The organism is Azospirillum sp. A23 (assembly GCF_042938965.1).
Classification (GTDB): domain Bacteria; phylum Pseudomonadota; class Alphaproteobacteria; order Azospirillales; family Azospirillaceae; genus Azospirillum; species Azospirillum melinis.
Genome location: NZ_CP170666.1, coordinates 674,812 through 695,423 on the forward strand (window position 1 = coordinate 674,812; position 20,612 = coordinate 695,423).

General features: G+C 66.8%; 19 protein-coding genes. 18 read left to right on the forward strand and 1 reads right to left on the reverse strand.

What is annotated here, in order from left to right; translation table 11 throughout:
* The first annotated feature begins 10 nt into the window (after window positions 1–10).
* From ABNQ40_RS12010 to ABNQ40_RS12095, 18 genes are all read left to right on the forward strand, one after another.
* Window positions 11–2,110 carry an FUSC family protein gene (locus ABNQ40_RS12010; protein ID WP_109049055.1) on the forward strand — a complete coding sequence of 700 codons (2,100 nt, stop codon included), beginning with the start codon at window positions 11–13 and terminating at the stop codon, window positions 2,108–2,110.
* Window positions 2,107–2,316: a DUF1656 domain-containing protein gene (locus ABNQ40_RS12015; RefSeq protein WP_109049054.1), complete on the forward strand. Its 210-nt coding sequence runs from the start codon at window positions 2,107–2,109 to the stop codon at window positions 2,314–2,316. Before ABNQ40_RS12010 ends, ABNQ40_RS12015 begins: the two co-directional genes overlap by 4 nt.
* Window positions 2,317–2,388: 72 nt before the next feature.
* Entirely contained in the window at window positions 2,389–3,744 is a 1,356-nt protein-coding gene (locus ABNQ40_RS12020) for a sensor histidine kinase (RefSeq protein WP_109049053.1), read from the forward strand.
* Complete coding sequence (locus ABNQ40_RS12025; protein WP_109049052.1) at window positions 3,741–4,751, forward strand: HupU protein; 1,011 nt, start codon at window positions 3,741–3,743, stop codon at window positions 4,749–4,751. Before ABNQ40_RS12020 ends, ABNQ40_RS12025 begins: the two co-directional genes overlap by 4 nt.
* Window positions 4,752–4,755: 4 nt before the next feature.
* Window positions 4,756–6,219 carry a nickel-dependent hydrogenase large subunit gene (locus ABNQ40_RS12030; RefSeq protein ID WP_109049051.1) on the forward strand — a complete coding sequence of 488 codons (1,464 nt, stop codon included), beginning with the start codon at window positions 4,756–4,758 and terminating at the stop codon, window positions 6,217–6,219.
* A 600-nt stretch (window positions 6,220–6,819) separates the two neighbouring features.
* A complete protein-coding gene (locus ABNQ40_RS12035; RefSeq protein WP_247879692.1) occupies window positions 6,820–8,115 on the forward strand; it encodes a hypothetical protein in 1,296 nt (431 codons plus the stop codon).
* Window positions 8,116–8,328: 213 nt separating this feature from the next.
* Window positions 8,329–8,979, forward strand: a complete 651-nt coding sequence (locus ABNQ40_RS12040) for a HyaD/HybD family hydrogenase maturation endopeptidase (RefSeq protein WP_109049050.1) — start codon at window positions 8,329–8,331, stop codon at window positions 8,977–8,979.
* Window positions 8,980–8,997: 18 nt separating this feature from the next.
* Window positions 8,998–9,309 carry a HypC/HybG/HupF family hydrogenase formation chaperone gene (locus ABNQ40_RS12045; RefSeq protein WP_109049049.1) on the forward strand — a complete coding sequence of 104 codons (312 nt, stop codon included), beginning with the start codon at window positions 8,998–9,000 and terminating at the stop codon, window positions 9,307–9,309.
* 4 nt (window positions 9,310–9,313) lie between these two features.
* The gene (locus tag ABNQ40_RS12050) at window positions 9,314–9,742 is read left to right on the forward strand and encodes a hydrogenase (RefSeq protein WP_109049048.1); all 429 of its coding nucleotides are present in this window, start codon (window positions 9,314–9,316) and stop codon (window positions 9,740–9,742) included.
* Complete coding sequence (locus tag ABNQ40_RS12055; RefSeq protein ID WP_109049047.1) at window positions 9,739–10,623, forward strand: hydrogenase expression/formation protein; 885 nt, start codon at window positions 9,739–9,741, stop codon at window positions 10,621–10,623. The genes ABNQ40_RS12050 and ABNQ40_RS12055 overlap by 4 nt, the downstream gene beginning before the upstream one ends.
* Window positions 10,620–11,456 carry a [NiFe]-hydrogenase assembly chaperone HybE gene (gene hybE, locus ABNQ40_RS12060; protein ID WP_109049046.1) on the forward strand — a complete coding sequence of 279 codons (837 nt, stop codon included), beginning with the start codon at window positions 10,620–10,622 and terminating at the stop codon, window positions 11,454–11,456. The genes ABNQ40_RS12055 and hybE overlap by 4 nt, the downstream gene beginning before the upstream one ends.
* Window positions 11,449–11,790, forward strand: coding sequence for a hydrogenase maturation nickel metallochaperone HypA (gene hypA, locus ABNQ40_RS12065; protein WP_109049045.1), 342 nt, complete (start codon window positions 11,449–11,451; stop codon window positions 11,788–11,790). The genes hybE and hypA overlap by 8 nt, the downstream gene beginning before the upstream one ends.
* Window positions 11,791–11,835: 45 nt before the next feature.
* Complete coding sequence (locus ABNQ40_RS12070) at window positions 11,836–13,323, forward strand: sigma-54 dependent transcriptional regulator (RefSeq protein WP_109049044.1); 1,488 nt, start codon at window positions 11,836–11,838, stop codon at window positions 13,321–13,323.
* Between the two features lie 85 nt (window positions 13,324–13,408).
* The gene (locus tag ABNQ40_RS12075; protein WP_109049043.1) at window positions 13,409–13,957 is read left to right on the forward strand and encodes a HupE/UreJ family protein; all 549 of its coding nucleotides are present in this window, start codon (window positions 13,409–13,411) and stop codon (window positions 13,955–13,957) included.
* A gap of 193 nt (window positions 13,958–14,150) precedes the next feature.
* Window positions 14,151–15,224, forward strand: a complete 1,074-nt coding sequence (locus ABNQ40_RS12080) for a hydrogenase small subunit (RefSeq protein WP_174469319.1) — start codon at window positions 14,151–14,153, stop codon at window positions 15,222–15,224.
* 2 nt (window positions 15,225–15,226) lie between these two features.
* Window positions 15,227–17,041 (forward strand): nickel-dependent hydrogenase large subunit, encoded by a 1,815-nt coding sequence (locus ABNQ40_RS12085; protein ID WP_109049042.1) that lies wholly within the window; start codon window positions 15,227–15,229, stop codon window positions 17,039–17,041.
* 25 nt (window positions 17,042–17,066) lie between these two features.
* The gene (cybH, locus tag ABNQ40_RS12090) at window positions 17,067–17,861 is read left to right on the forward strand and encodes a Ni/Fe-hydrogenase, b-type cytochrome subunit (protein ID WP_109049041.1); all 795 of its coding nucleotides are present in this window, start codon (window positions 17,067–17,069) and stop codon (window positions 17,859–17,861) included.
* A 135-nt stretch (window positions 17,862–17,996) separates the two neighbouring features.
* A complete protein-coding gene (locus ABNQ40_RS12095; RefSeq protein WP_146255429.1) occupies window positions 17,997–18,359 on the forward strand; it encodes a hypothetical protein in 363 nt (120 codons plus the stop codon).
* On the opposite strand, the gene hypF is transcribed toward ABNQ40_RS12095, so the two are convergent.
* Entirely contained in the window at window positions 18,329–20,569 is a 2,241-nt protein-coding gene (hypF, locus tag ABNQ40_RS12100) for a carbamoyltransferase HypF (protein ID WP_109049039.1), read from the reverse strand. The two genes, ABNQ40_RS12095 and hypF, sit on opposite strands and share 31 nt — an antisense overlap.
* Window positions 20,570–20,612 lie beyond the last annotated feature (43 nt).

Consider the following 20,612-nt stretch of genomic DNA (forward strand, 5'->3'; position numbering starts at 1 on the left):
GCACACGGCCATGCCAAAAGCATCTTCCTGGGTCCCTTCCCTGAACGAGCTGGTCTTCTCGCTGAAGTCCTTCGCCGCCTCCATGCTGGCGCTCTACATCGCCTTCGGCATGGGGTTGCCACGGCCCTTCTGGGCGATGCTGACCGCCTATGTGGTGTCGAGCCCGCTGTCGGGAACCGTGCGGTCGAAGGCGGTGTACCGCGTCGCCGGCACGGTCGTCGGCTGCATCGCCGCCATCGTCCTGACGGTCGAACTGGTCAATGCGCCGGAACTGCTGTCGCTGGCGGTCGGGCTGTGGGTCGGCGGCTGCCTGTTCATCTCGCTGCTGGACCGCACGCCGCGCAGCTATGCCTTCATGCTGGCCGGCTACACCGCCGGCCTGATCGTCTTCCCCGGCGTCGCCAATCCGGAGGCCATCTTCGACACCGGGCTGGCCCGGGTCGAGGAGATCATCCTCGGCATCGTCTGCGCCACCGTCATCCACAGCGTCATCCTGCCGCGCGGCATGGGGCCGGTCCTGCTCGGCAAGCTCGATGCCTCGCTGCGCGATGCGGAACGCTGGACGCTCGACGCGCTGGAGCGGGTCGCCACCGACGCGCGGCTGCGCGACCGCCACAAGATGGCGACCGATCTGACCGAACTGCGGGTGATGACCACCCACCTGCCCTACGACACCTCCGACCTGCGCTGGATGACCCGGCCGATGCGGGCCTTGCAGGACCGCATGGTCTATCTGCTGCCGGTGCTGACCGCTGTGCATGACCGGCTGGGCGCGTTGCGCCGCCCGGATGGCGCGATGCCGCCGGATCTGGCGCCGGTGGTGGCCGCGGTCCGCGATTGGATCGCCGCCGGTGCAGCCGCCGATCCGGCGGACGCCGCCCGGCTGATCGACCGGCTCGACCGGCTGGAAGCGGCGGAGTCCCCGCAGTCGGCGGACGGCTGGAAGGCCGCGACCCGCTTCAGCTTCATCCGCCGTCTGCGGTCGCTTGTGGAAATCCACCGCGATTGCCGGGACCTGCGGGCGCATTTGGCCACGGGCGACCAGGCCCTGCCGGATCATCTCGATCCGCTGGCCCGCAAGCGCTCGCGCGGCGTCTTCCATCTGGACTACGGGATGGCGGCATGGTCGGCGGCAGCTGCCCTGCTGGGCATCACCAGCGTCTGCGCCTTCTGGATCCTGACCGGCTGGTCGTCCGGATCGGCGGCGGCGATGATGGTGGCGGTCTTCACCTGCTTCTTCGCATCCTTCGACGATCCGGTGCCGGGCATCCGCCTGTTCCTGGTCTACACGATGGCTTCGCTGCCGCTGTCCGCCTTCTATCTGCTGGTGGTCCTGCCGTCCTTCGACAGCTTCCCGATGCTGGTGCTCTGTCTGGCGCCGACGCTGGTGACGCTGGGCATCTTCGTTGCGCGCCCGGCGACGATGGGCAAGGCGATGGCGCTGATCTTCGGCGTCGGCGGCTCGCTCAGCCTGCTCGACACCGGCAACGGCGATTTCGCCTCCTTCCTGAACAGCAGCATCGGACAGATCGTCGGCATCGTCGGCGCCATGCTGGTCACCCGCATGTGCCGGTCGGTCGGCGCGGCGTGGAGCGCCCGGCGCCTGCTGCACATCGGCTGGCGCGAGATCGCCGATATGGCGCGGACGCGCGGGGTGCCGGCCAATGACGGCTTCGAAAGCCGCATGCTGGACCGCGTCGGCCTGCTGTCCGCCCGGCTGGCGCAGGCCGGCGGGTCGGTCGATGTCGACGCCATCGATGCGGTGCGCGACCTGCGGGTCGGGTTGAACATCGTCGAGCTTCAGCGGGCGCGCCCGGTGCTGGGCCATGCAGGCGGAGCGGCGCTGGATCGGCTTCTGCGTGGCGTCGCCGTCCATTTCCGCGCCCTGTCGGCCAAACGGCCCGACCCGGCGCCGGCCGAGCTGCTGGGCAGCATGGACGAGCTTCTGTCCGCCATCGGCACCGCCCCGCCCTGCCCCGAGCGCGACCGGGCAGTGGTGGCGCTTGCCTCGCTGCGGCGCAGCCTGTTCCCGGGCGCAGCCCTGCAACCGCCGCCTCTGGCCAACGAGGAGATCCCTCCAACCATGCATCAGGAAAGGGCACGCGCATGATCGGCGAAATCGATGTCTACGGCCTGTTCCTGCCGCCGCTGCTGATCATGGCCGTGGTCGCCTGGGCGGTGTCGGCGCTGCTGCGGCGGGGACTGCGCGCCGTCGGCGCCTATGGCTGGGTGTGGCACGCGCCGCTGTTCGACTTCGCGCTCTATGTGCTGGTGCTGAGCGGGCTTGCCGGCCTGTGGTCGGTCTGGTCGGCCTGATGCGATCCGGCTGACCCGTTCCGCCTGAAATCGTCCACACCGCGGGTCATCCGGCATGCTAGTCTGGCCGCCATGACCGCCCCCCTGTCGCAGCCCTTCTCCATCCCCGGCATCCCGTCCGATGCCGACGCCGAGAGCGCCTGGATCGACGTGATCCGGAAGATGGACGAGACCTACGCCAATCTGGTGACGCAACAGGTGGAGCTGGAGCACAAGAACGCGGAGCTGGAGGAGGCGCAGGCCTTCATCGCCAGCGTTCTGGGCTCCATGACCGACGTGCTGATCGCCTGCGACCGCGATGGCCGGATCGAGCAGACCAACCCGGCGGCCGAACGGGCGCTCGGTTGCGCCGGGCGTGACCTGACGGGACGGCCGCTACGCGATTTCCTCGACCCGGCTTTCCATCCCGCCTTCGCCCGGCTGTGCAGCGCCGCCCTCCAGCGCGAGGAGGTCAGCGATGTCGAGCTGTCGCTGCGCGGCCCCACCGGCCCCTTCCCGGTCGCGGTCAACAGCACGGTTCGCTACGACCAGCGCGGCCATGCCATCGGGATGGTTCTGGTCGGCCGGCCCATCGGGGAATTGCGCCGCGCCTACCGCGACCTTGCCGCCGCCCATGAAGGGCTGAAGCAGACCCAGCAGCAGCTGGTCCATTCGGAAAAGATGGCCTCGCTCGGCCGGCTGGTGGCGGGTGTGGCGCATGAACTGAACAACCCGATCTCCTTCGTCTATGGCAACGCCCATGCCATGCGCCGCTATGTCGACCGGATGACCGCCTATCTCGACCGCGTGCATGACGGTGCCGCGGCGACCGAACTGGCGGGCTTGCGCAAGGACCTGCGCATCGACCGCGCCCGTGCCGATGCCGCGGCGACGCTGGACGGCATGCTGGAGGGGACAGAGCGGGTGCGCGACATCGTGGCGGAGCTTCGCCGCTTCTCGTCGGAACAGAAGCATGCCTCGGAACGCTTTGATCTGACGGGACTCTTGCGTTCCGCAGTCACCTGGGTCGCCAAGGCGCAGATGCCCGATCTAACCGTGGTTTTCGATCTGCCCGACACGCTGGACATTGCCGGCCATCCCGGTCATCTGCATCAGGTCGCGATGAATCTGGTCCAGAACGCCATCGACGCCATGGCCGGTGCGGCGGTCAAGCGGCTGGAACTGCATGGGCGGGAGGAGGCTGGGACGGTCATCGTCACCTTCCGCGACACCGGCCACGGCATTCCCGATGCGATCCTGGCCCGTGTCTTCGATCCCTTTTTCACCACCAAGCCTGTCGGCAAGGGCACCGGCCTCGGCCTGTCGATCAGCTATCAGCTGGTGCACGACCATGGCGGCGCGCTGTCCGCCGCCAATCATCCGGAAGTTGGGGCGCAGTTCACCCTGACCTTGCCGGCCGCCGGTCAGCGTGAAGGAGCCGGACGATGAGAGAACGCCCGCTGTCGGTACTGTGGCTCCAGTCGGGCGGCTGCGGCGGCTGCACCATGTCGCTGCTCTGCGCCGAATCCCCGGATTTGCCGATGCTGCTGGAGACCGCCGGTATCCGCCTGCTCTGGCACCCCAGCCTGTCGGAAGAGACCGGGGCGGAGGCGGTGGAGCTGTTCGAGCGCATCCTGTCGGGGGCGGAGCCGCTGGACGTGCTGTGCGTCGAGGGATCGCTGCTGCGCGGACCGAACGGCACCGGGCGCTTCCATGTTCTGGCGGGGACCGGCCGGCCGACCATCGATTGGGCCCGCGATCTGGCGGCCGTCGCCGGCACCGTGGTCGCCGTCGGCACCTGCGCGGCCTTCGGCGGCATCACAGCGGGCGGCGAGAACATCGCCGATGCCTGCGGCCTTCAGTATGAAGGCACGCAGCGCGGCGGCGCCTTGGGTGCGGAGTTCCGCGCACAGGGCGGACTGCCGGTGGTCAATGTCGCCGGGTGCCCGACCCATCCGAACTGGGTGACCGAGACGCTGATGCTGCTGGCCGAAAACGCCCTCGCCGCCTCCGACCTCGACCTCTACCAGCGTCCGCGCTTCTATGCCGACCATCTGGTCCACCATGGCTGTCCGCGCAACGAGTATTACGAATACAAGGCCAGTGCGGAAAAGCCGTCCGATCTCGGCTGCCTGATGGAGCATATGGGCTGCCTCGGCACCCAGGCGCATGCCGACTGCAACACCCGCCTGTGGAATGGCGAAGGCTCCTGCACCCGTGGCGGCTACGCCTGCATCAACTGCACGGCGCCGGGATTCGAGGAGCCCGGTCATCCGTTCCAACAGACGCCGAAATTCGCCGGCATTCCCATCGGCCTGCCCACCGACATGCCGAAAGCGTGGTTCGTCGCGTTGGCCTCCCTTGCGAAGGCGGCGACGCCGGAACGGGTGCGCCGGAACGCCGCCGCCGACCGCATCGTCGTCGCCCCCACCGTCCGCCCCACCCGGAAAGGCTGATCCGGTGAGCGAAGCCCCAAACCGCCGCCTGATTGTCGGCCCATTCAACCGCGTTGAAGGCGATCTTGAAGTCCGGCTTGAGATATCCGGCACAAATGTCTCTTCTGCCTACGTAAATTCGCCGTTGTTCCGTGGGTTCGAGCGCATTTTGGAGGGGCGCGACCCGATGGATGCGCTGGTGGTGGCACCGCGGATCTGCGGCATCTGCTCCGTCTCGCAGAGCCATGCGGCGGCGCTGGCGCTGGCCGGCGTCATGGGGCTAAAGGTGCCGCGCAACGGACTGTTCGCGACCAACCTGATGACGGCGACCGAGAATGTCGCCGACCATCTGACCCATTTCCACCTGTTCTTCATGCCCGACTTCGCCCGCCCTGCCTACCAGGGCCGACCGTGGTTCGAGAGGGCGGAGGCGCGGTTCAAGGCCGCCCAGGGCATTGCCGTGCGTGGGGCAACTGCGGCACGGGCGGAACTGTTCCATGTGCTGGGCATTCTGGGCGGCAAGTGGCCGCACACTCTGACGCTTCAGCCCGGCGGCGTCACCCGTGCGGTCGATGCGCGCGACCGGGTGCGGTTGCTCGCCACCGTCCGAAGTTTCCGCCGTTTCCTGGAGGACAGCCTGTTCGGCGCGCCGCTCGACCGGGTGCTGGCCCTCGCGGGGCCGGAGGATTTGGAGCGCTGGCGCATCTCCGGTCCGGCCGGCGACTTCCGCCTGTTCTTGGAGATCGCCGACGATCTGGAGCTTGCCGGCCTCGGCCGTGCCTATGGCCGTTTCCTCAGCCACGGCGCCTATGCCGACCCGGAGGGTGGACATCTCTATCGCCGCGGCACCTTTGCCGACGGTCAGGACGGCCCCTTCGATCCGGATCGGGTGGCGGAGCACCATCGGTTCAGCCGCATGGCCGGACAGGACCGTCCGCATCCTCCCTTCTCCGGTTCGACCGTTCCGGATGGCATGGACGAGACCGGTTACAGCTGGTGCAAGGCGCCGCGGTTGGATGGCCTACCCTATGAGACCGGTGCCATTGCCCGGCAATTGGTGGACGGCCATCCGTTGATCCGGGCGCTGGCGGCACAGGATGGCGGTTCGGTGCGCAGCCGAGTGATCGCTCGTTTGCTGGAACTGGCCCGCACCACCGATGCGATGGAAGGCTGGCTGCGTGCCATCGAACCGTCCGCCCCATGGTGTGCGGCTTCGGAAATGCCGGACAGCGCGCAGGCGGTTGGGCTGACGGAGGCCGCGCGCGGAGCATTGGGGCATTGGCTGCGGGTTGAACGCGGGAAGATCGCCGGTTACCAGATCATCGCTCCGACCACTTGGAACTTTTCACCGCGAGACTTGGACGGAGTGCCTGGCCCTCTAGAAAAGGCGCTTGTCGGAGCGCCGGTTACGGAAGAAGAGCGCACACCAATTTCTGTTCAACACATCGTAAGATCTTTCGATCCCTGCATGGTATGTACGGTTCACTGATTATTTTTATTTATTAAAATTTATATATCAGGAATTTATTGAAAATAATATTGTAAATTTACTTACGAAATGATGAAGGCGGCGTAGGACATTACACTGACGAACATCAGCAGAGAGACCATCGGGGCCATTTTCAATCTCCATCGGACTGGGTGGTTCATTCCTTTCCAAAGGATCTACGCCTCGTCCGCGTGGGGATAAATGTCCCGTTCCTGGATTCATCGTTCGGAGTTTTCGAACAATGGATGGCGTTTGCCGCCGCCCCCTGTTGACGTCGGGCCAACGCTCCGTCGTCCGCTACGCTTCCTGTTCGCCGAAGCCCGCGAAATCATGAAAAAGAAAGAATCCTGCGTCCCAAAGACGGCGTCGCTGGAGGGTACAGGTTTTCACCTATGCCGACCGCCTCAGATTTTTAGAGGATTTCCTTCAACATATTTTGGAACGCTAAATCAGATAGCGGATAAAGCGAACTTCGATCAGAAATAAAACCTTCTCTTTACACTATCGTTATTATAAATCCACAGTCTTTAAGGATTACATTTAAAAATTAACATCGATCGAAGGCCCCGTTCCCGTGCTTCGACAAAAGGGGATGCTGCCATGACTAACCAGACATTCGCCGATCCGGACTCATCGGTTGAAGAGACTCCCGGAATCCCGGAACAGACGAAGGCGCGCCTGCGGCACATTCTGTCTGGAGGACAGCGTCACTCGGCCGGTGCGGTCCAACTGATCGGACTGGGCACCCTGCGCGACCGGTTGGGCAAACGCTGGGACATTGTCAAGGAGCGCATCTACGAGCAGACCGAACGGCTATTCGACCGCCATCTGCCCCCATCCGATGTCTGGCTGCGGGCCGACGACGCGAATTATCTGGTGGTTTTCGCGACGCTCGACCGGCAGGCCGCCGAACTGATCTGCGGCAGGATCGTGTCGGAACTGCATCGGTTGATGCTGGGAAACAGCGACACGAGCCAGATAACCGTGCGCAGCATCGTGACCGAACTCGACGGCAACATCGCCATCGAAGCGATGCAACTCGATCAGCTGATTGCGAGGGCCGCCCAGCAGGGCGCTGCTTCTTCGCAAAGCGAGGCGGCCGATGCCGGCGATGCCCGGACGGGTCCAGCCGCCGATGTGCACGAGGGCGGCAGTTTCCACCCGACCATCTGCTATCGCCCGGTATTCGATACATCCCACAAGGTGCTGTCCACCTATGTGTGCCACGCCGATGAGGAAACGAAACGTATCCTGAATGCCCTGTCGACCGACGATGCGCAAAGCGAGGATTACAGATTCAGAACCGATATGGAAATCCTGAGCCAGTCGATAGAAATCTATGAGGAGCTGTACAAAAACAGCTTCCGCTATATCCAGAATCTAACGGTGTGCTTTTCAACCCTCTCGATTGGCCGGCATCGGCGGGAATACCTCGCTCGCTGCCATTCGATCCCGTCGCATCTCATACCCTTCATCGTGTTCGTCATAGAGGGGGTTCCCACCGGTGTCCCCTATAGCCGAATCTCCGAAATCACGACGGTCCTGAAGCCATATTCGCGCGCCGTCCTTGTCCTGCTCGACGACGGAGCACCAAATCTCGCGGCTTTCGCCCAGGCGGGCGTCCGCGGCATGGGCATAACGGTTCATGCCGGGGAACCGGATGCAAGGGCAACCAATCGCCTCCATAGCTTTGGAACCCACGTGAAGCGCCATGGAATGATCTTCTTCGTCGATGGCATCAGGTCAGCGGCCATGCTGCGCATCGCCGAGGACGCCGGAGCGTCCTATGTGGCGGGACCGCTGATCGGCCAGGACACCGATGTGCCCGGCCATATGAAACGCATGACCGAACGGGAACTGATCCAGAAATCCGCCAAGACCGCCCGTCATCGCTGACCGGCAAGCTTCCAGCCATACTGGCAAGTTGGTTGCCAGTTTCCACTCATGCTGTAATGTTGATGTCCACAATCGCTGCTATATCGAGCGATGGGCGTCGAAATACGCAATCCAATCAATGGCCTGACTCAGCCGCCGATCCTGGCATGGAACTTGTACGAACGATGGTTCGGCGGCAGGACGCCGCATCATTGGACGGATGCCGGGGCACAAATGGAGTTGGCTGGAAACGAGGGCGGTCGCGAAACGGCACGAATCCTGGTGCTGGGCATCGGCAACATCCTGTGGGCCGACGAGGGATTCGGTGTCCGCACGGTGGAGCGCCTGGCCGCCGATTGGCGCTTCCCCGACACCGTCACCGTGATGGATGGCGGAACCCAGGGTCTGTATCTGCTGCCGCATCTGGAATGCGCGGACGCGCTGATCGTGGTCGATGCCATCGACTATGGGCTGCCGCCCGGCACCAGCCGCGTCTTCCATGGCGATGACGTACCGGCATTCCTCGGCGCCAAAAAGATGAGTCTGCATCAGACCGGCTTTCAGGAGGTGCTCGCGAGCGCCATGCTGCTGGGCCGCTGCCCGCAAACGCTGATCCTGGTCGGCGTTCAGCCGGAATGCCTGGAGGATTACGGCGGCGGCCTCACCGGCACCGTCGCCGCCCAGGTCACCCCGACCATCGAGATCATCCTCACGCTTCTGCGCGACGGGTTCGGCGTGGAGGGCACGCGCCGCGATGCCGCCGCCGACCTCGCCGCCCCGGCGATCGCCCGCGATGCCTATGAAGGCGGACGCCCCAGTGCCGATGAAGCGTGCCGCATCGGCGATCCCCGCATCCTGGCGGCACTGTCCGCCGCCCAGGCCTGAACCGAGAGCGCCCAGATCATGTGCATCGGCATTCCCCTGCGCCTCACCGGCGTCGACGGCGTGGTCGGCCGGGTTGAGGATGGGTCGGCCGTCGACCTTTCACTGGTTCCGGAGGCCGCCGCCGGCGACTGGGTGCTCGGCTTCCTCGGCGCGGCGCGCCGTATGCTGGAGCCGGAAGAGGCCGCCCAGATCCTCGACGCGCTGACAGCAATGGCCGCGGCATTGGATGGGGAAACCCTCGACGGCGCCTTCGCCGACCTGACCGGCCGCGAGCCCACCCTTCCCCCCCACCTGGAGGCGGCCCGCGCGGCCGGCCTGACGGAGGCCTGACGCCATGACCGACCTCGCCCCCCCTCCCGCCAAGCAACGCCTGCCCCTGCCCCCGCTGGTCGATCTGCTGACCGATGTGCACGGTTATCTGCGGCTCGACCATGCCGACGACCGGCCATGGCTGGACGATCCGGCGAAAAGCTGGGTGGTCTTCCTGCCCGGCCACGGCAAGGGCAATGCGGAGACCGCCGACGTGGCCGTCATCCTGCCGGAACTGGTCCGCGCGCTGCACCCGCGCCTGTCTCCGGCTGTGGCTGGCGAGGCAGCGGAGCGCGCGCTCCTGGCCCTGGCCGGCATGATGAGCCTGCCGTCGCTGGTCTTCCTGCGCGGCGACCGGCTGCTTGGCAGCATCCCGCGCGTGCGTGACTGGGACGATTATCTGCAGCGGATCGGCGAGATCCTGGAAGGTTCTTTGGAAGGCGGTGCGGCATGAGTTCCCTGTTCGGCATGACCCATGCGCCGGTCGGCTTCGGCCCCGGCAGCCAGCCCGACGCCAGCGAGGAAGGGCTGGAATATCTGCCGATGCCGTCCGGCATGCGCGTCTATGAACCACACCTGCCGGAGGTCGCCGATCCCGCCCGCGCGGCGGCGGCCCGCGAAGTGCTCGTCCGCATCCAGGAGGCGCTTGCCAAATGGTCGCCCGGCGAGGAAATCCGCATTCCGGTCGACGATCTCGACGCTCCCGTCCTGGCCCTGGTCGACGAGGCGCTGGGCGAGGGGGAGGTCGCGGTCAAGGTGGAGCGGGCCGGCGACCGGCTGGAGATTCAGGAGGCGTCTCTCGCCGGCGTCTGGCGCGTGCGCGCCTTCGGCGACGGGCCGACGCGCGAAAGCCTGTTGGTCGGGGCCTTCCCGCGGGTGGCGCTGAACCGCGCCTTCACCACCACGGCATCGGTCGTGACCGGCCCGGCACCTGCCGGCTTGATGCCAACCGGCCTGATGAATGGCCAGCCGATCCTGACCGAGCTGCTGGACCGCAGCGCCGCCTGGCGCCGCGGCGACGGCCCCCATGCGGTGAATTTCAGCCTGTTGCCGCACACGCCGGAGGATCTGGCCTTCGTCGAACAGCGTTTGGGCGTCGGCGCCACCACCATCCTGTCGCGCGGGTACGGCAATTGCCGCGTCACCGCCACGGCGACGCCGAATGTCTGGTGGGTGCGCTATTACAATTCGGTCGACACGCTGATCCTCGATACGGTGGAGATCGTCGACGTGCCGGCGGTGGTCTGCGCCGCGGTGGAGGACATCGCCGACAGCGCAGAACGGCTGGCCGAAATCCTCGATGCGCTGGCAACCGACCTGGAGCGGGTGCGATGAGCGCCGTCGCGTCCCGCTTCGAAGGCTCCTATCTCGGCGACGCCAGCCGCATCGGCGCGGCGACGCGGATGGAATGCAAGATCTGCTGGCATGTCTATGACCCGGCGGAAGGGTGCGAGCAGTGGCAGGTGCCGCCCGGCACAGCCTTCGCCGCCCTGCCCGACCATTGGCGCTGCCCGGTCTGCGACGGCGCCCGCGACCAGTTCATGGCGCTGGACGGCGAGCCGGCGGCCACGGAAACCGCCGCCCCGCCGGCTGCCGTTGCGCCGGTGACCGGCCCTGCCCTGCCAACAGAGGCCATTGCGCGGCTGGAAGCGGTCTTCCGCGAAATCCACACCGCGCAGATGCGCGGCATGCCCATCGTCAATGACGCGCTTGCGGTGAAGGCCGTCGGCTTCCGCCGCCATGGCGAGCGTTGGCTCGGCGCCCTGGTGACGCCCTGGTTCCTCAATCTCGTCCTGCTGCCGGGCGAGGGCGACAACTGGTCGGGGCTGGTGCCGGGGGCGAAGGAACTGATCGAGTTTCCGTCCGGCTGGTACGAGTTCGTCCATGCCAACCGCAAGGGCGTCGGCGCCTACAAGGCCTGCTCGCTCTTCTCGCCGATGTTCGAGTTCGCCTCGATGCTTCAGGCGACGGAAACGGCCTCGGCGGCTCTGGTCTCCCTCTTCGATCCCTCCATCCGCGAAGACGGCGCCCAGACCGCCGAGATCCGCCGTCGGCGCGAGGAGGAACTTGCGCCCCCGCCTGAGCCTGCTCCGGTACAGGCCGAGCCAGTGCGCCCGTCGCGCCGCGCACTGCTGGGCATGGGGACCGGAGACACTGCGGATGCATGAGATGGCGCTCTGCGAAAGCCTGCTCCAGGCGATGGAGGAGGCCGGTCGGACGAATGGGTTCAGCCGCGTGACCAAGGTCCGGCTGGAGATCGGCCGTTTCGCCGGGGTGGAGGTGGAGGCGTTGCGCTTCGGCTTCGACGTGGTGACGCGGGGATCGCTGGCCGACGGGGCGGATTTGGTGGTGCTGGAAGTGCCGGGCCGTGGCTGGTGTTTCGACTGCAACGACACGGTGGCTCTGGACGACCGGCTGTCGTCCTGCCCACACTGCGGCGGCAGCCGGCTGCATCCCAACGGCGGCACCGAAATGACGATCAAGGATCTTGAGGTTGAGTGAGGCGAGGTCGAAAGAGGCAGGCCCGATGACGAAGGACCCCGCGCGATGACCGATCCCGCCCGCCCCGGCATCCTGGTGGTGGATGACGAGCCGCGCTCCGTCGAGGTCATCGCCCGCCTGCTGGACGAGGAGTTCGAAGTCTTCACCGCCCTGTCGGCGGCGGAGGGCCTGCGCCTGCTGGAAACCGAATGGATCCAGGTCGTCTTCTCCGACCAGCGGATGCCGGAGGTCAGCGGCGTGGAGTTCCTGACCCAGGTCCGCGAGCGCTGGCCCGACGTGGTGCGCATCGTCATCACCGGCTACATCGACCCCGAGGACATCATCGGCGCCATCAACACCGCCGGCATCCACCAGTTCATCACCAAGCCCTGGCACCCCGACCATCTGCTGCTGACCGCCCGCAACGCCGCGAGGCTCTACCGGCTCCAACGCGAGCATGACCGTCTGACCAGCGAGCTGAAGCTGCTGCCGCCGCTGGCCGAGACGCGGGTGGCGACCAGACGCGAGCGGGTCCGGCAGTCCTACCGCTTCGACGGGCTGATCCGTGCAGAGGGCAGCCCGGTCGACGAGGTCTGCCGGCAGGCCGAACGGGTTTCGGGCTTCAACGTCCCGGTTCTGGTGCTGGGGGAGACGGGCACCGGCAAGGAACTGCTGGCCCGCGCCATCCATTACGGCAGCCCGCGCTCCGACCAGCCATTCTATTGCGAGAATTGCGGCGCCATCCCGGACGAGTTGCTGGAAAGCGAACTGTTCGGCCACAAGAAGGGCGCCTTCACCGGCGCCCACAGCAACCGCGTCGGCCTGCTGGAGCAGGCGGACGGCGGCACCATCTTCCTCGACGAGATCGGCGACATCAGCTCGGCCTTCCAGGTCCGGCTGCTGCGCTTCCTGCAGGAGGGTGAGATCCGGCCGGTCGGGTCCAACGAGACCCGGCGGGTCGATGTCCGCGTCGTCGCCGCCACCCATCGCGACCTGACCGCCGAGGTGAAGGCCGGCCGCTTCCGCGAGGATCTCTATTACCGGCTCAGCACCATGACGCTGACCATGCCGCCCCTGCGGGACCGGCCGGACGACATCCCGGTGCTGGCCCGCCACATCCTGGAGCGGCTGTCGGCCGCCCACGGCAAGCCGGTGACCGGCTTCGCCGCCGACACGCTGGCCTGCCTCGAATCCTACGGCTGGCCCGGCAATGTGCGCGAGTTGCAGAACGAGATCATGCGCATGCTGGTGCTGTGCGAGGGCGACACTCTGGATGCCGATCTGCTGTCCGACCAGGTGCTGCGCGGCGCGGCGCTGAATGCCCGCCCGGCCTCGCCGGAGGACGGGCCACTGCCGCCGCTGGACCTGATCGGCCAGGGCGGGCCGCTGAAGTCGCGGATCGAGCGGGTGGAGGCCGGCATCCTGATGGAAACGCTGGTCCGCTGCCGCTGGAACAAGAGCAAGGCCGCCGACGAGCTGGGCCTGTCGCGCATGGGCCTGCGCGCCAAGCTGGAACGCTACGGCATCGAGCGCGGGCCGGCACAGCGGCACTGAGCATTTCAATTGCCCTTTCCCGGGACGGGAGAGGGCACATTCCCCGATCACCCAAAACCACAAAAACCCCGAGGAGCCGTTCGATATGTCGAAATTCACCCGCCTCGCCGCCGTCTCCGCGGCCATAGCGCTTGCCGCCACCCCGGCGCTGGCCCATCCCGGCCATCTCGCCGGGGCCGGCTTCCTCGACGGTGCCGCGCATCCGCTGGGCGGGCTCGACCACCTGATCGCCATGGTCACGGTCGGCGTCTACGGCGCCACCATCGGCGGCCGTGCCGTTCTGGCCGTGCCGGCGGCGTTTCTGGCCGCCATGCTGGCCGGCGGGCTGTTCGCGCTGGCTGGCGGCGAGTTGCCGCTGGTCGAGCCGGCCATCTATGCCTCCACCGTCGTGCTGGCGCTGCTGTGCGTCATGCCGATGTCGCGCAACAGCCTGATCGGCGTCGTCTTCGCCGCCGGCTTCGGCCTGTTCCACGGCTTCGCCCATGGGGCGGAGATGCCGGCCGACGCCGCGGCGCTCGGCTATGCCGCCGGCTTCCTCGCCAGCACCGCCGGGCTGCATGCGGCCGGCGTCGCAATCGGCTGGGCGCTCCACCGCCTGATCGGCCGGCCGGAAGAGGATGGCCGGACGGCCTGACCGCCACCGGCAACCGACTTTCCACCCCGGCCGTCGTTTCGGCCGGGGAGTTGCCAGCGGCGACGGTCCTTACAGCCTTGTGACCGTTGGATTGCCAAATGTTCGTACTACGGCACGATTGTTGCCTATGCCCGCGGGAGAAGCGCACCGGACCCTCGCACGCCGGTGCTGCCCGACGGGAGAAAACAAACCGATGGCAACGCTGGAAACCTTCTACGAGGTGATGCGGCGGCAGGGGATCACACGCCGTTCGTTCCTGAAATACTGCTCGCTGACCGCCGCGGCCCTGGGGCTTGGGCCGGAACTGGTACCGCAGATCGTCCACGCCATGGAAACCAAGCCGCGCACCCCGGTGCTGTGGCTGCACGGGCTGGAATGCACCTGCTGCTCCGAATCCTTCATCCGCTCGGCGCATCCGCTGGTGAAGGACGTGGTGCTGTCGATGATCTCGCTGGACTACGACGACACGCTGATGGCGTCGGCCGGCCACCATGCCGAGGCGATCCTCGACGAGGTGATGGAGAAGTACAAGGGCAACTACATCCTGGCGGTGGAAGGCAATCCGCCGCTGAACCAGGACGGCATGTCCTGCATCATCGGCGGCAAGCCCTTCACCGACCAGCTGCGCAAGGTCGCCAAGGACGCCAAGGCGATCATCTCCTGGGGCTCCTGCGCCTCCTTCGGCTGCGTCCAGGCGGCGCGTCCGAACCCGACCCGCGCCACCCCGGTGCATGAGGTCATCACCGACAAGCCGATCATCAAGGTTCCCGGCTGCCCGCCGATCGCCGAGGTGATGACCGGCGTCATCACCTACATGCTGACCTTCGACCGCATCCCGGAGCTGGACCGCCAGGGCCGGCCGAAGATGTTCTACAGCCAGCGCATCCACGACAAATGCTACCGCCGACCACATTTCGACGCCGGCCAGTTCGTCGAATCCTTCGACGACGAGGGCGCGCGCAAGGGCTATTGCCTCTACAAAGTCGGCTGCAAGGGCCCGACCACCTACAACGCCTGTTCCACCGTGCGCTGGAACGAAGGCACCAGCTTCCCCATCCAGTCCGGCCACGGTTGCATCGGCTGCTCGGAGGACGGCTTCTGGGACAAGGGGTCCTGGTACGCCCGCCAGTCCGACATCCTCCAGTTCGGGATCGAGGCCAACGCCGACCAGATCGGCACCACCGCCGCCATCGGCGTCGGCAGCATCATCGCCGCCCACGCGGCAGTCAGCGCCCTGAAGCGCGCACAGCACAAGGGAGACGTCTGACCATGGGCATCGTCCAGACCCCGAACGGGTTCTCGCTCGACAACGGCGGCAAGCGCATCGTCGTCGATCCGGTCACCCGCATCGAAGGGCACATGCGCTGCGAGGTGAATGTCGACAGCGACAACATCATCCGCAACGCCGTCTCCACCGGCACGATGTGGCGCGGCCTCGAGGTGATCCTGAAGGGCCGCGACCCTCGCGACGCCTGGGCCTTCGTCGAGCGCATCTGCGGCGTCTGCACCGGCTGTCACGCGCTGACCTCGGTTCGCGCGGTGGAGGATGCGCTCCAAATCCGCATCCCGAAGAACGCCCACCTGATCCGCGAGATCATGGCGAAGACGCTGCAGGTCCATGACCACATCGTCCATTTCTATCACCTGCACGCGCTGGACTGGGTCAACCCGGTCAACGCGCTGAAGGCCGACCCGCAGGCGACCTCGGCATTGCAGCAGGCGGTGTCGCCGCGCCATGCCAAGTCCAGCCCCGGCTATTTCCGCGACGTCCAGACCCGCCTGAAGAAGTTCGTGGAGAGCGGCCAGCTCGGCATCTTCAAGAACGGCTACTGGGACAACCCGGCCTACAAGCTGTCGCCGGAAGCCGACCTGATGGCGGTGACCCATTATCTGGAGGCGCTCGACCTCCAGAAGGACATCGTCAAGATCCACACCATCCTGGGCGGCAAGAACCCGCACCCGAACTACATGGTCGGCGGCGTTCCCTGCGCCATCAACATGGACGGCACCGGGTCGTCGGGCGCGCCGCTGAACATGGAGCGGCTGAACTTCATCCGCGCCCGCATCCAGGAAGCAACGGCCTTCGTCGAGAACGTCTATCTGCCGGACGTGCTGGCCATCGCCAGCTTCTACAAGGACTGGCTCTATGGCGGCGGCCTGTCGGCGACCAACGTCATGGACTATGGCGATTACGAGAAGGTGCCGTACGACCATTCGACCTGCCAGTTGCCGGGCGGCGTCATCCTGAACGGCAACTGGAACGAGGTCCATCCCATCGACCCGCGCGACCCGGCGCAGGTGCAGGAGTTCGTCGCCCACAGCTGGTACCATTACGAGGACGAGAGCAAGGGCCTGCACCCGTGGGACGGCGTGACCCAGGCCAAGTTCGAGCTGGGCGCCAACACCAAGGGCACCCGCACCGACATCAAGGAGCTCGACGAGGCCGCCAAGTATTCCTGGATCAAGGCCCCGCGCTGGCGCGGCCATGCGGTGGAGGTCGGTCCCCTGCCCCGCTACATCCTGGCCTATGCCCAGGGCGTCGGTTATGTGAAGGATCAGATCACCGAATCGCTGGGTGCCTTCAACGCGCTGGCTGGCACGAACTTCACGCCGCAGCAGGCGCTGCCGACCACCATCGGCCGCACGCTGGCCCGCGCGCTGGAATGCCAGTACTGCTGCACCATGATGATGGACGACTGGAACGCCCTGATCGCCAACATCAAGGCCGGCGACACCGCCACCGCCAATGTCGAGAAATGGGACCCGAAGACCTGGCCGAAGGAGGCCAAGGGCGTCGGCACCGTCGCCGCCCCGCGCGGCGGGCTCGGCCACTGGATCAAGATCAAGGACGGCAAGATCGACAATTACCAGTGCGTCGTGCCGACGACTTGGAACGGCAGCCCGCGCGATCCCAAGGGCAACATCGGCGCTTTCGAAGCTTCGCTGCTGAACACGCCGATGGCCCGCCCGGACGAGCCGGTGGAGATTCTGCGCACCCTGCACAGCTTCGACCCGTGCCTTGCCTGCTCCACCCACGTCATGGCGCCGGACGGCGCCGAACTGGCCCGCGTCACCGTGCGCTGACCGGCAACCGAGGAGGATTTAAGTCATGGCTCCTCTCGACGACGCGAAGCCGGTCGCGACACCGGACGAGGAAGGGACGGCCGCTCCGGCGGCCGGCCGTTTCCTGAAGGCAATCTATGTGTACGAGGTGCCGGTGCGGATCTGGCACTGGGTCAACGCGCTGGCGATCGTGGTTCTGTCGGTCACCGGCTACCTGATCGCCAATCCGTTGCCGACCATGCCGGGCGAGGCCAGCGCCAATTTCCTGATGGGATACATCCGCTTCGTCCATTTCGCTGCGGCCTACATCTTCGCCATCGGCTTCATCGGCCGGCTCTATTGGGCCCTCGTCGGCAACCACCATGCCAAGCAGCTGTTCCGCTTTCCCTTCTGGGACCGTCACTGGTGGGGGGAGCTATTCCTGGAAGCCCGCTGGTATCTGTTCCTGGAGCGCAAACCGAAGCTATATGTCGGCCATAACCCGCTGGCGCAATTCTCGATGTTCTGGGCCATCGCGGTGGGCAGCGTCTTCATGATCGTCACCGGCTTCGCGCTCTACAGCGAGGGAGCGGGCCAGGGCAGCTGGCAGGACACACTGTTCGGCTGGGTCATCCCGCTGTTCGGCCAGAGCATGGACGTCCACACCTGGCACCATCTCGGCATGTGGGCGATCCTGCTGTTCGTGATCGTCCACGTCTATGCCGCGGTGCGCGAAGACATCATGTCCCGCCAGTCGATCATCTCCACCATGATCAGCGGCGTGCGCACCTTCAAGGATGCCGAGGCCCCGGCGGACGAAGGGCATGAGCGTCCGGTGAAGAAAGCGGCGCGGGCGGGGTGAGATTACCTTCACCAGCACGCTGCACCCGTTGAAAATCTTGAATTGTTCTTCATGCGTTCCCATCTCTGGGAGGTTCCGAAACCACGGAGTCTCCCAGAGCGGCGCCACCCTATGCCGGTGCGTCAGGAGGACGTCATGCCCTATTTTCCGACCATCGACCTGACCCCGCAGGTGAAGATGCTGCTGGCACGCGGGGCGCTGACGCTGAACCCCGGCCAGTGGGTGCGGGGCGAGAAGGGACGCGGCCGGTTCCTGCGAACCGACCCACGCACCGGCACCGCCCATGTCAGCTGGCTGCGGCCGGGCGACGATTGGGGAACCGCGTCGCAGCGGTTCCACCGCGCCTGCCGCAAAGGCTATATCGGCAAGTATCGCGGCCTGTACCAATTCGACAAGGCAAACCCCACCACCAAAATCCCGCCCCTGCGCAGGAAGGTCCGGGCACCGGTCCAGATGCCGCTGTTCAGCTACAGGGCGAAGGACGCCGTCCATGCCTGACCGAGGCTGAGCCCGCCATCGTTGGCGGGAGCCAGTCTCGGCAGCAGCGCCTCCACCCCGGCGCTACGGAAGCCGGCCACCAGTTCCTCCGCCAGCACCGCGTTCATCAGGCAGCCGCCGGACAGCACCACCCGGCCCAGGCCATGGGCACGCAGCACCGGCAGCGTCCAGTCCACCAGCGCCGCCGCCAGCGTGCCGTGGAACAGCTCGGCCCCCTCCACCGCATCGGCGACGGTCAGCAACTGCTCCAACAGGGGGGTCAGGTCCAGTTCGCCCCCGTCGATCCGCCACGCGCCGTCCGCCACGCGGATCTGGCGCACGAGGGATTCCAACGCCATCGGCGCCTCGCCCTCGAAGCCAGCCACCGCGCGGACGCCCAGCAGACCGCAGGCGGCATCGAACCAGCGCCCGCAGGAGCTGGTGAGCGGTGCGTTGATGCCGCGCTCGATCATCCGCCGAACCCCCTCGGCCGGTCCGTGCGCGGCGAAGCGGGAGGTGATCTCATCGGCACGTCCCATCCGGGCCAGGGCCGCGGCGGCCATGCGCCAGGGCTGGCGGGCCGCCACATCGCCGCCGGGCTGCGCCAGAGGCGCAAGGCTGCCCAGACGCTCGGACCGCATCCCATCGACCAGCAGCATCTCCCCGCCCCAGGACCCGCCATCCTCCCCCAGGCCGAACCCGTCCAGCGCCAGCCCGATTGCCGGCCCCTCGACCCGGTGTTCGGCCATCACGGCGGCGACATGGGCATGGTGATGCTGGACCGGCACCGCCGGCAGGCCACTCGTCTCGGCAAAGCGGGTGGAATGGAAATCGGGATGCCAGTCATGGGCGACCGCAACCGGCTCGACGCCCAGGATGTGCAGCAGATGGGCGACCGTTTCCTCCAGGAAGCCCAGCGTCTCGGCGTTGTCGAGGTCGCCGATGTGTTGGGACAGGAAAGCCTCGTCGCCGCGGGTGACGCACACCGTCGTTTTCAGATGGCCGCCCACCGCCAGGACCGGCGGCACCGGCCGGGCCAGCCGGATCGGCTCCGGCACATGGCCGCGGCCGCGGCGCAGGAAGGCGGGGGCGCCGGCCAACCTGCGCACGACGCTGTCGTCGGCGCGGATGACGATGTCGCGGTCATGGTCGACGATCAGATCGGCGATGCCGGCCAGCCTCTCCCGCGCCTCCGCATTGCCGATGGCCAACGGTTCGCCGCCGGGATTGGCGGAGGTCATCACCAGGGTCAGATCCTGCGGCACATCCAGCCAGCCGGTGCCGCCCGGCCGCCCGGCCGCCTCGTGGAACAACAGGTAATGCAGCGGCGTATAGGGCAGCATGACCCCCAGCCAGGCCAGACCGGGAGCGATCTCGGGTGCCAGTTCGGGTGCATCGTCCCGCCGCCGCAGCAGGACGATGGGGCGCGCCACCCCCTCCAGCAACGCCCGCTCGCCGGCGTCCATCCAAACATGACGGATGGCGGATTCGGTGTTGGCGACCATCAGGGCGAAGGGCTTGCCGTTGCGCTGCTTGATCCGCCGCAACCGCTCCACCGCATCCGCCCGTTTGGCGTCACAGGCGAGGTGGAAGCCGCCCAGCCCCTTGATGGCAACGATCCTGCCGGCGCGGAGTGCGGCGACGATGTCTTCCGGCGGATGCGACAGGCGGGGCCCGCAGACCGGACAGGCCGTCGGCTGCGCGTGAAAGCGGCGGTTCGCCGGATCCTCGTACTCGGCCAGACAATCCGGACAGAGCCGAAAGCCGGCCATTGCCGTCTGCGGTCTGTCATAGGGGAGCTGCCGCGTGATGGTGTAGCGCGGGCCGCAATGGGTGCAGTTCAGGAAGGCATAGCGATGGCGGCGGTCAGCCGGGTCGAACAGTTCGGCCAGGCATGCCGGGCAGACCATGGCATCGGGTCCGATGCCGGTCGCCACGGCGCCTGCGGACAGGCTGTGCCGGATTGCGAAAGAGGTCTCAATGGAATGAGGCGGAACAGCGTCGCACTCGACGGCATCGATCCGGGCCAGCGGTGGCGCCTCGGCCGACAGGGCTGCCTGGAAAGCGGCAACGCCGTTGCCCTGTACCTCGATCAGCACGCCCTGCGGGTCGTTCAGCACCCAGCCGGTGAGGCCGAAACGCCCGGCGAGCGCATGGACATGCGGGCGGAACCCCACCCCCTGCACCCGCCCGCGCACACGGATCCTCAGCCGTTCGTCTTCATATGACATGAGAGCCTGTCGAATGATCTTCGGCCGCGCCGACCCCCGACAT

What these genes read in the sequence shown, in the direction of transcription:
- ABNQ40_RS12010 (WP_109049055.1), top strand. Translation starts at nt 11, where the DNA reads ATGCCAAAAGCATCTTCCTGGGTCCCTTCCCTGAACGAGCTGGTCTTC.
- ABNQ40_RS12015 (WP_109049054.1), top strand. Translation starts at nt 2,107, where the DNA reads ATGATCGGCGAAATCGATGTCTACGGCCTGTTCCTGCCGCCGCTGCTG.
- ABNQ40_RS12020 (WP_109049053.1), top strand. Translation starts at nt 2,389, where the DNA reads ATGACCGCCCCCCTGTCGCAGCCCTTCTCCATCCCCGGCATCCCGTCC.
- ABNQ40_RS12025 (WP_109049052.1), top strand. Translation starts at nt 3,741, where the DNA reads ATGAGAGAACGCCCGCTGTCGGTACTGTGGCTCCAGTCGGGCGGCTGC.
- ABNQ40_RS12035 (WP_247879692.1), top strand. Translation starts at nt 6,820, where the DNA reads ATGACTAACCAGACATTCGCCGATCCGGACTCATCGGTTGAAGAGACT.
- ABNQ40_RS12040 (WP_109049050.1), top strand. Translation starts at nt 8,329, where the DNA reads ATGGAGTTGGCTGGAAACGAGGGCGGTCGCGAAACGGCACGAATCCTG.
- ABNQ40_RS12045 (WP_109049049.1), top strand. Translation starts at nt 8,998, where the DNA reads ATGTGCATCGGCATTCCCCTGCGCCTCACCGGCGTCGACGGCGTGGTC.
- ABNQ40_RS12050 (WP_109049048.1), top strand. Translation starts at nt 9,314, where the DNA reads ATGACCGACCTCGCCCCCCCTCCCGCCAAGCAACGCCTGCCCCTGCCC.
- ABNQ40_RS12055 (WP_109049047.1), top strand. Translation starts at nt 9,739, where the DNA reads ATGAGTTCCCTGTTCGGCATGACCCATGCGCCGGTCGGCTTCGGCCCC.
- hybE (WP_109049046.1), top strand. Translation starts at nt 10,620, where the DNA reads ATGAGCGCCGTCGCGTCCCGCTTCGAAGGCTCCTATCTCGGCGACGCC.
- hypA (WP_109049045.1), top strand. Translation starts at nt 11,449, where the DNA reads ATGCATGAGATGGCGCTCTGCGAAAGCCTGCTCCAGGCGATGGAGGAG.
- ABNQ40_RS12070 (WP_109049044.1), top strand. Translation starts at nt 11,836, where the DNA reads ATGACCGATCCCGCCCGCCCCGGCATCCTGGTGGTGGATGACGAGCCG.
- ABNQ40_RS12075 (WP_109049043.1), top strand. Translation starts at nt 13,409, where the DNA reads ATGTCGAAATTCACCCGCCTCGCCGCCGTCTCCGCGGCCATAGCGCTT.
- ABNQ40_RS12080 (WP_174469319.1), top strand. Translation starts at nt 14,151, where the DNA reads ATGGCAACGCTGGAAACCTTCTACGAGGTGATGCGGCGGCAGGGGATC.
- ABNQ40_RS12085 (WP_109049042.1), top strand. Translation starts at nt 15,227, where the DNA reads ATGGGCATCGTCCAGACCCCGAACGGGTTCTCGCTCGACAACGGCGGC.
- cybH (WP_109049041.1), top strand. Translation starts at nt 17,067, where the DNA reads ATGGCTCCTCTCGACGACGCGAAGCCGGTCGCGACACCGGACGAGGAA.
- ABNQ40_RS12095 (WP_146255429.1), top strand. Translation starts at nt 17,997, where the DNA reads ATGCCCTATTTTCCGACCATCGACCTGACCCCGCAGGTGAAGATGCTG.
- hypF (WP_109049039.1), bottom strand. Translation starts at nt 20,569, where the DNA reads ATGTCATATGAAGACGAACGGCTGAGGATCCGTGTGCGCGGGCGGGTG.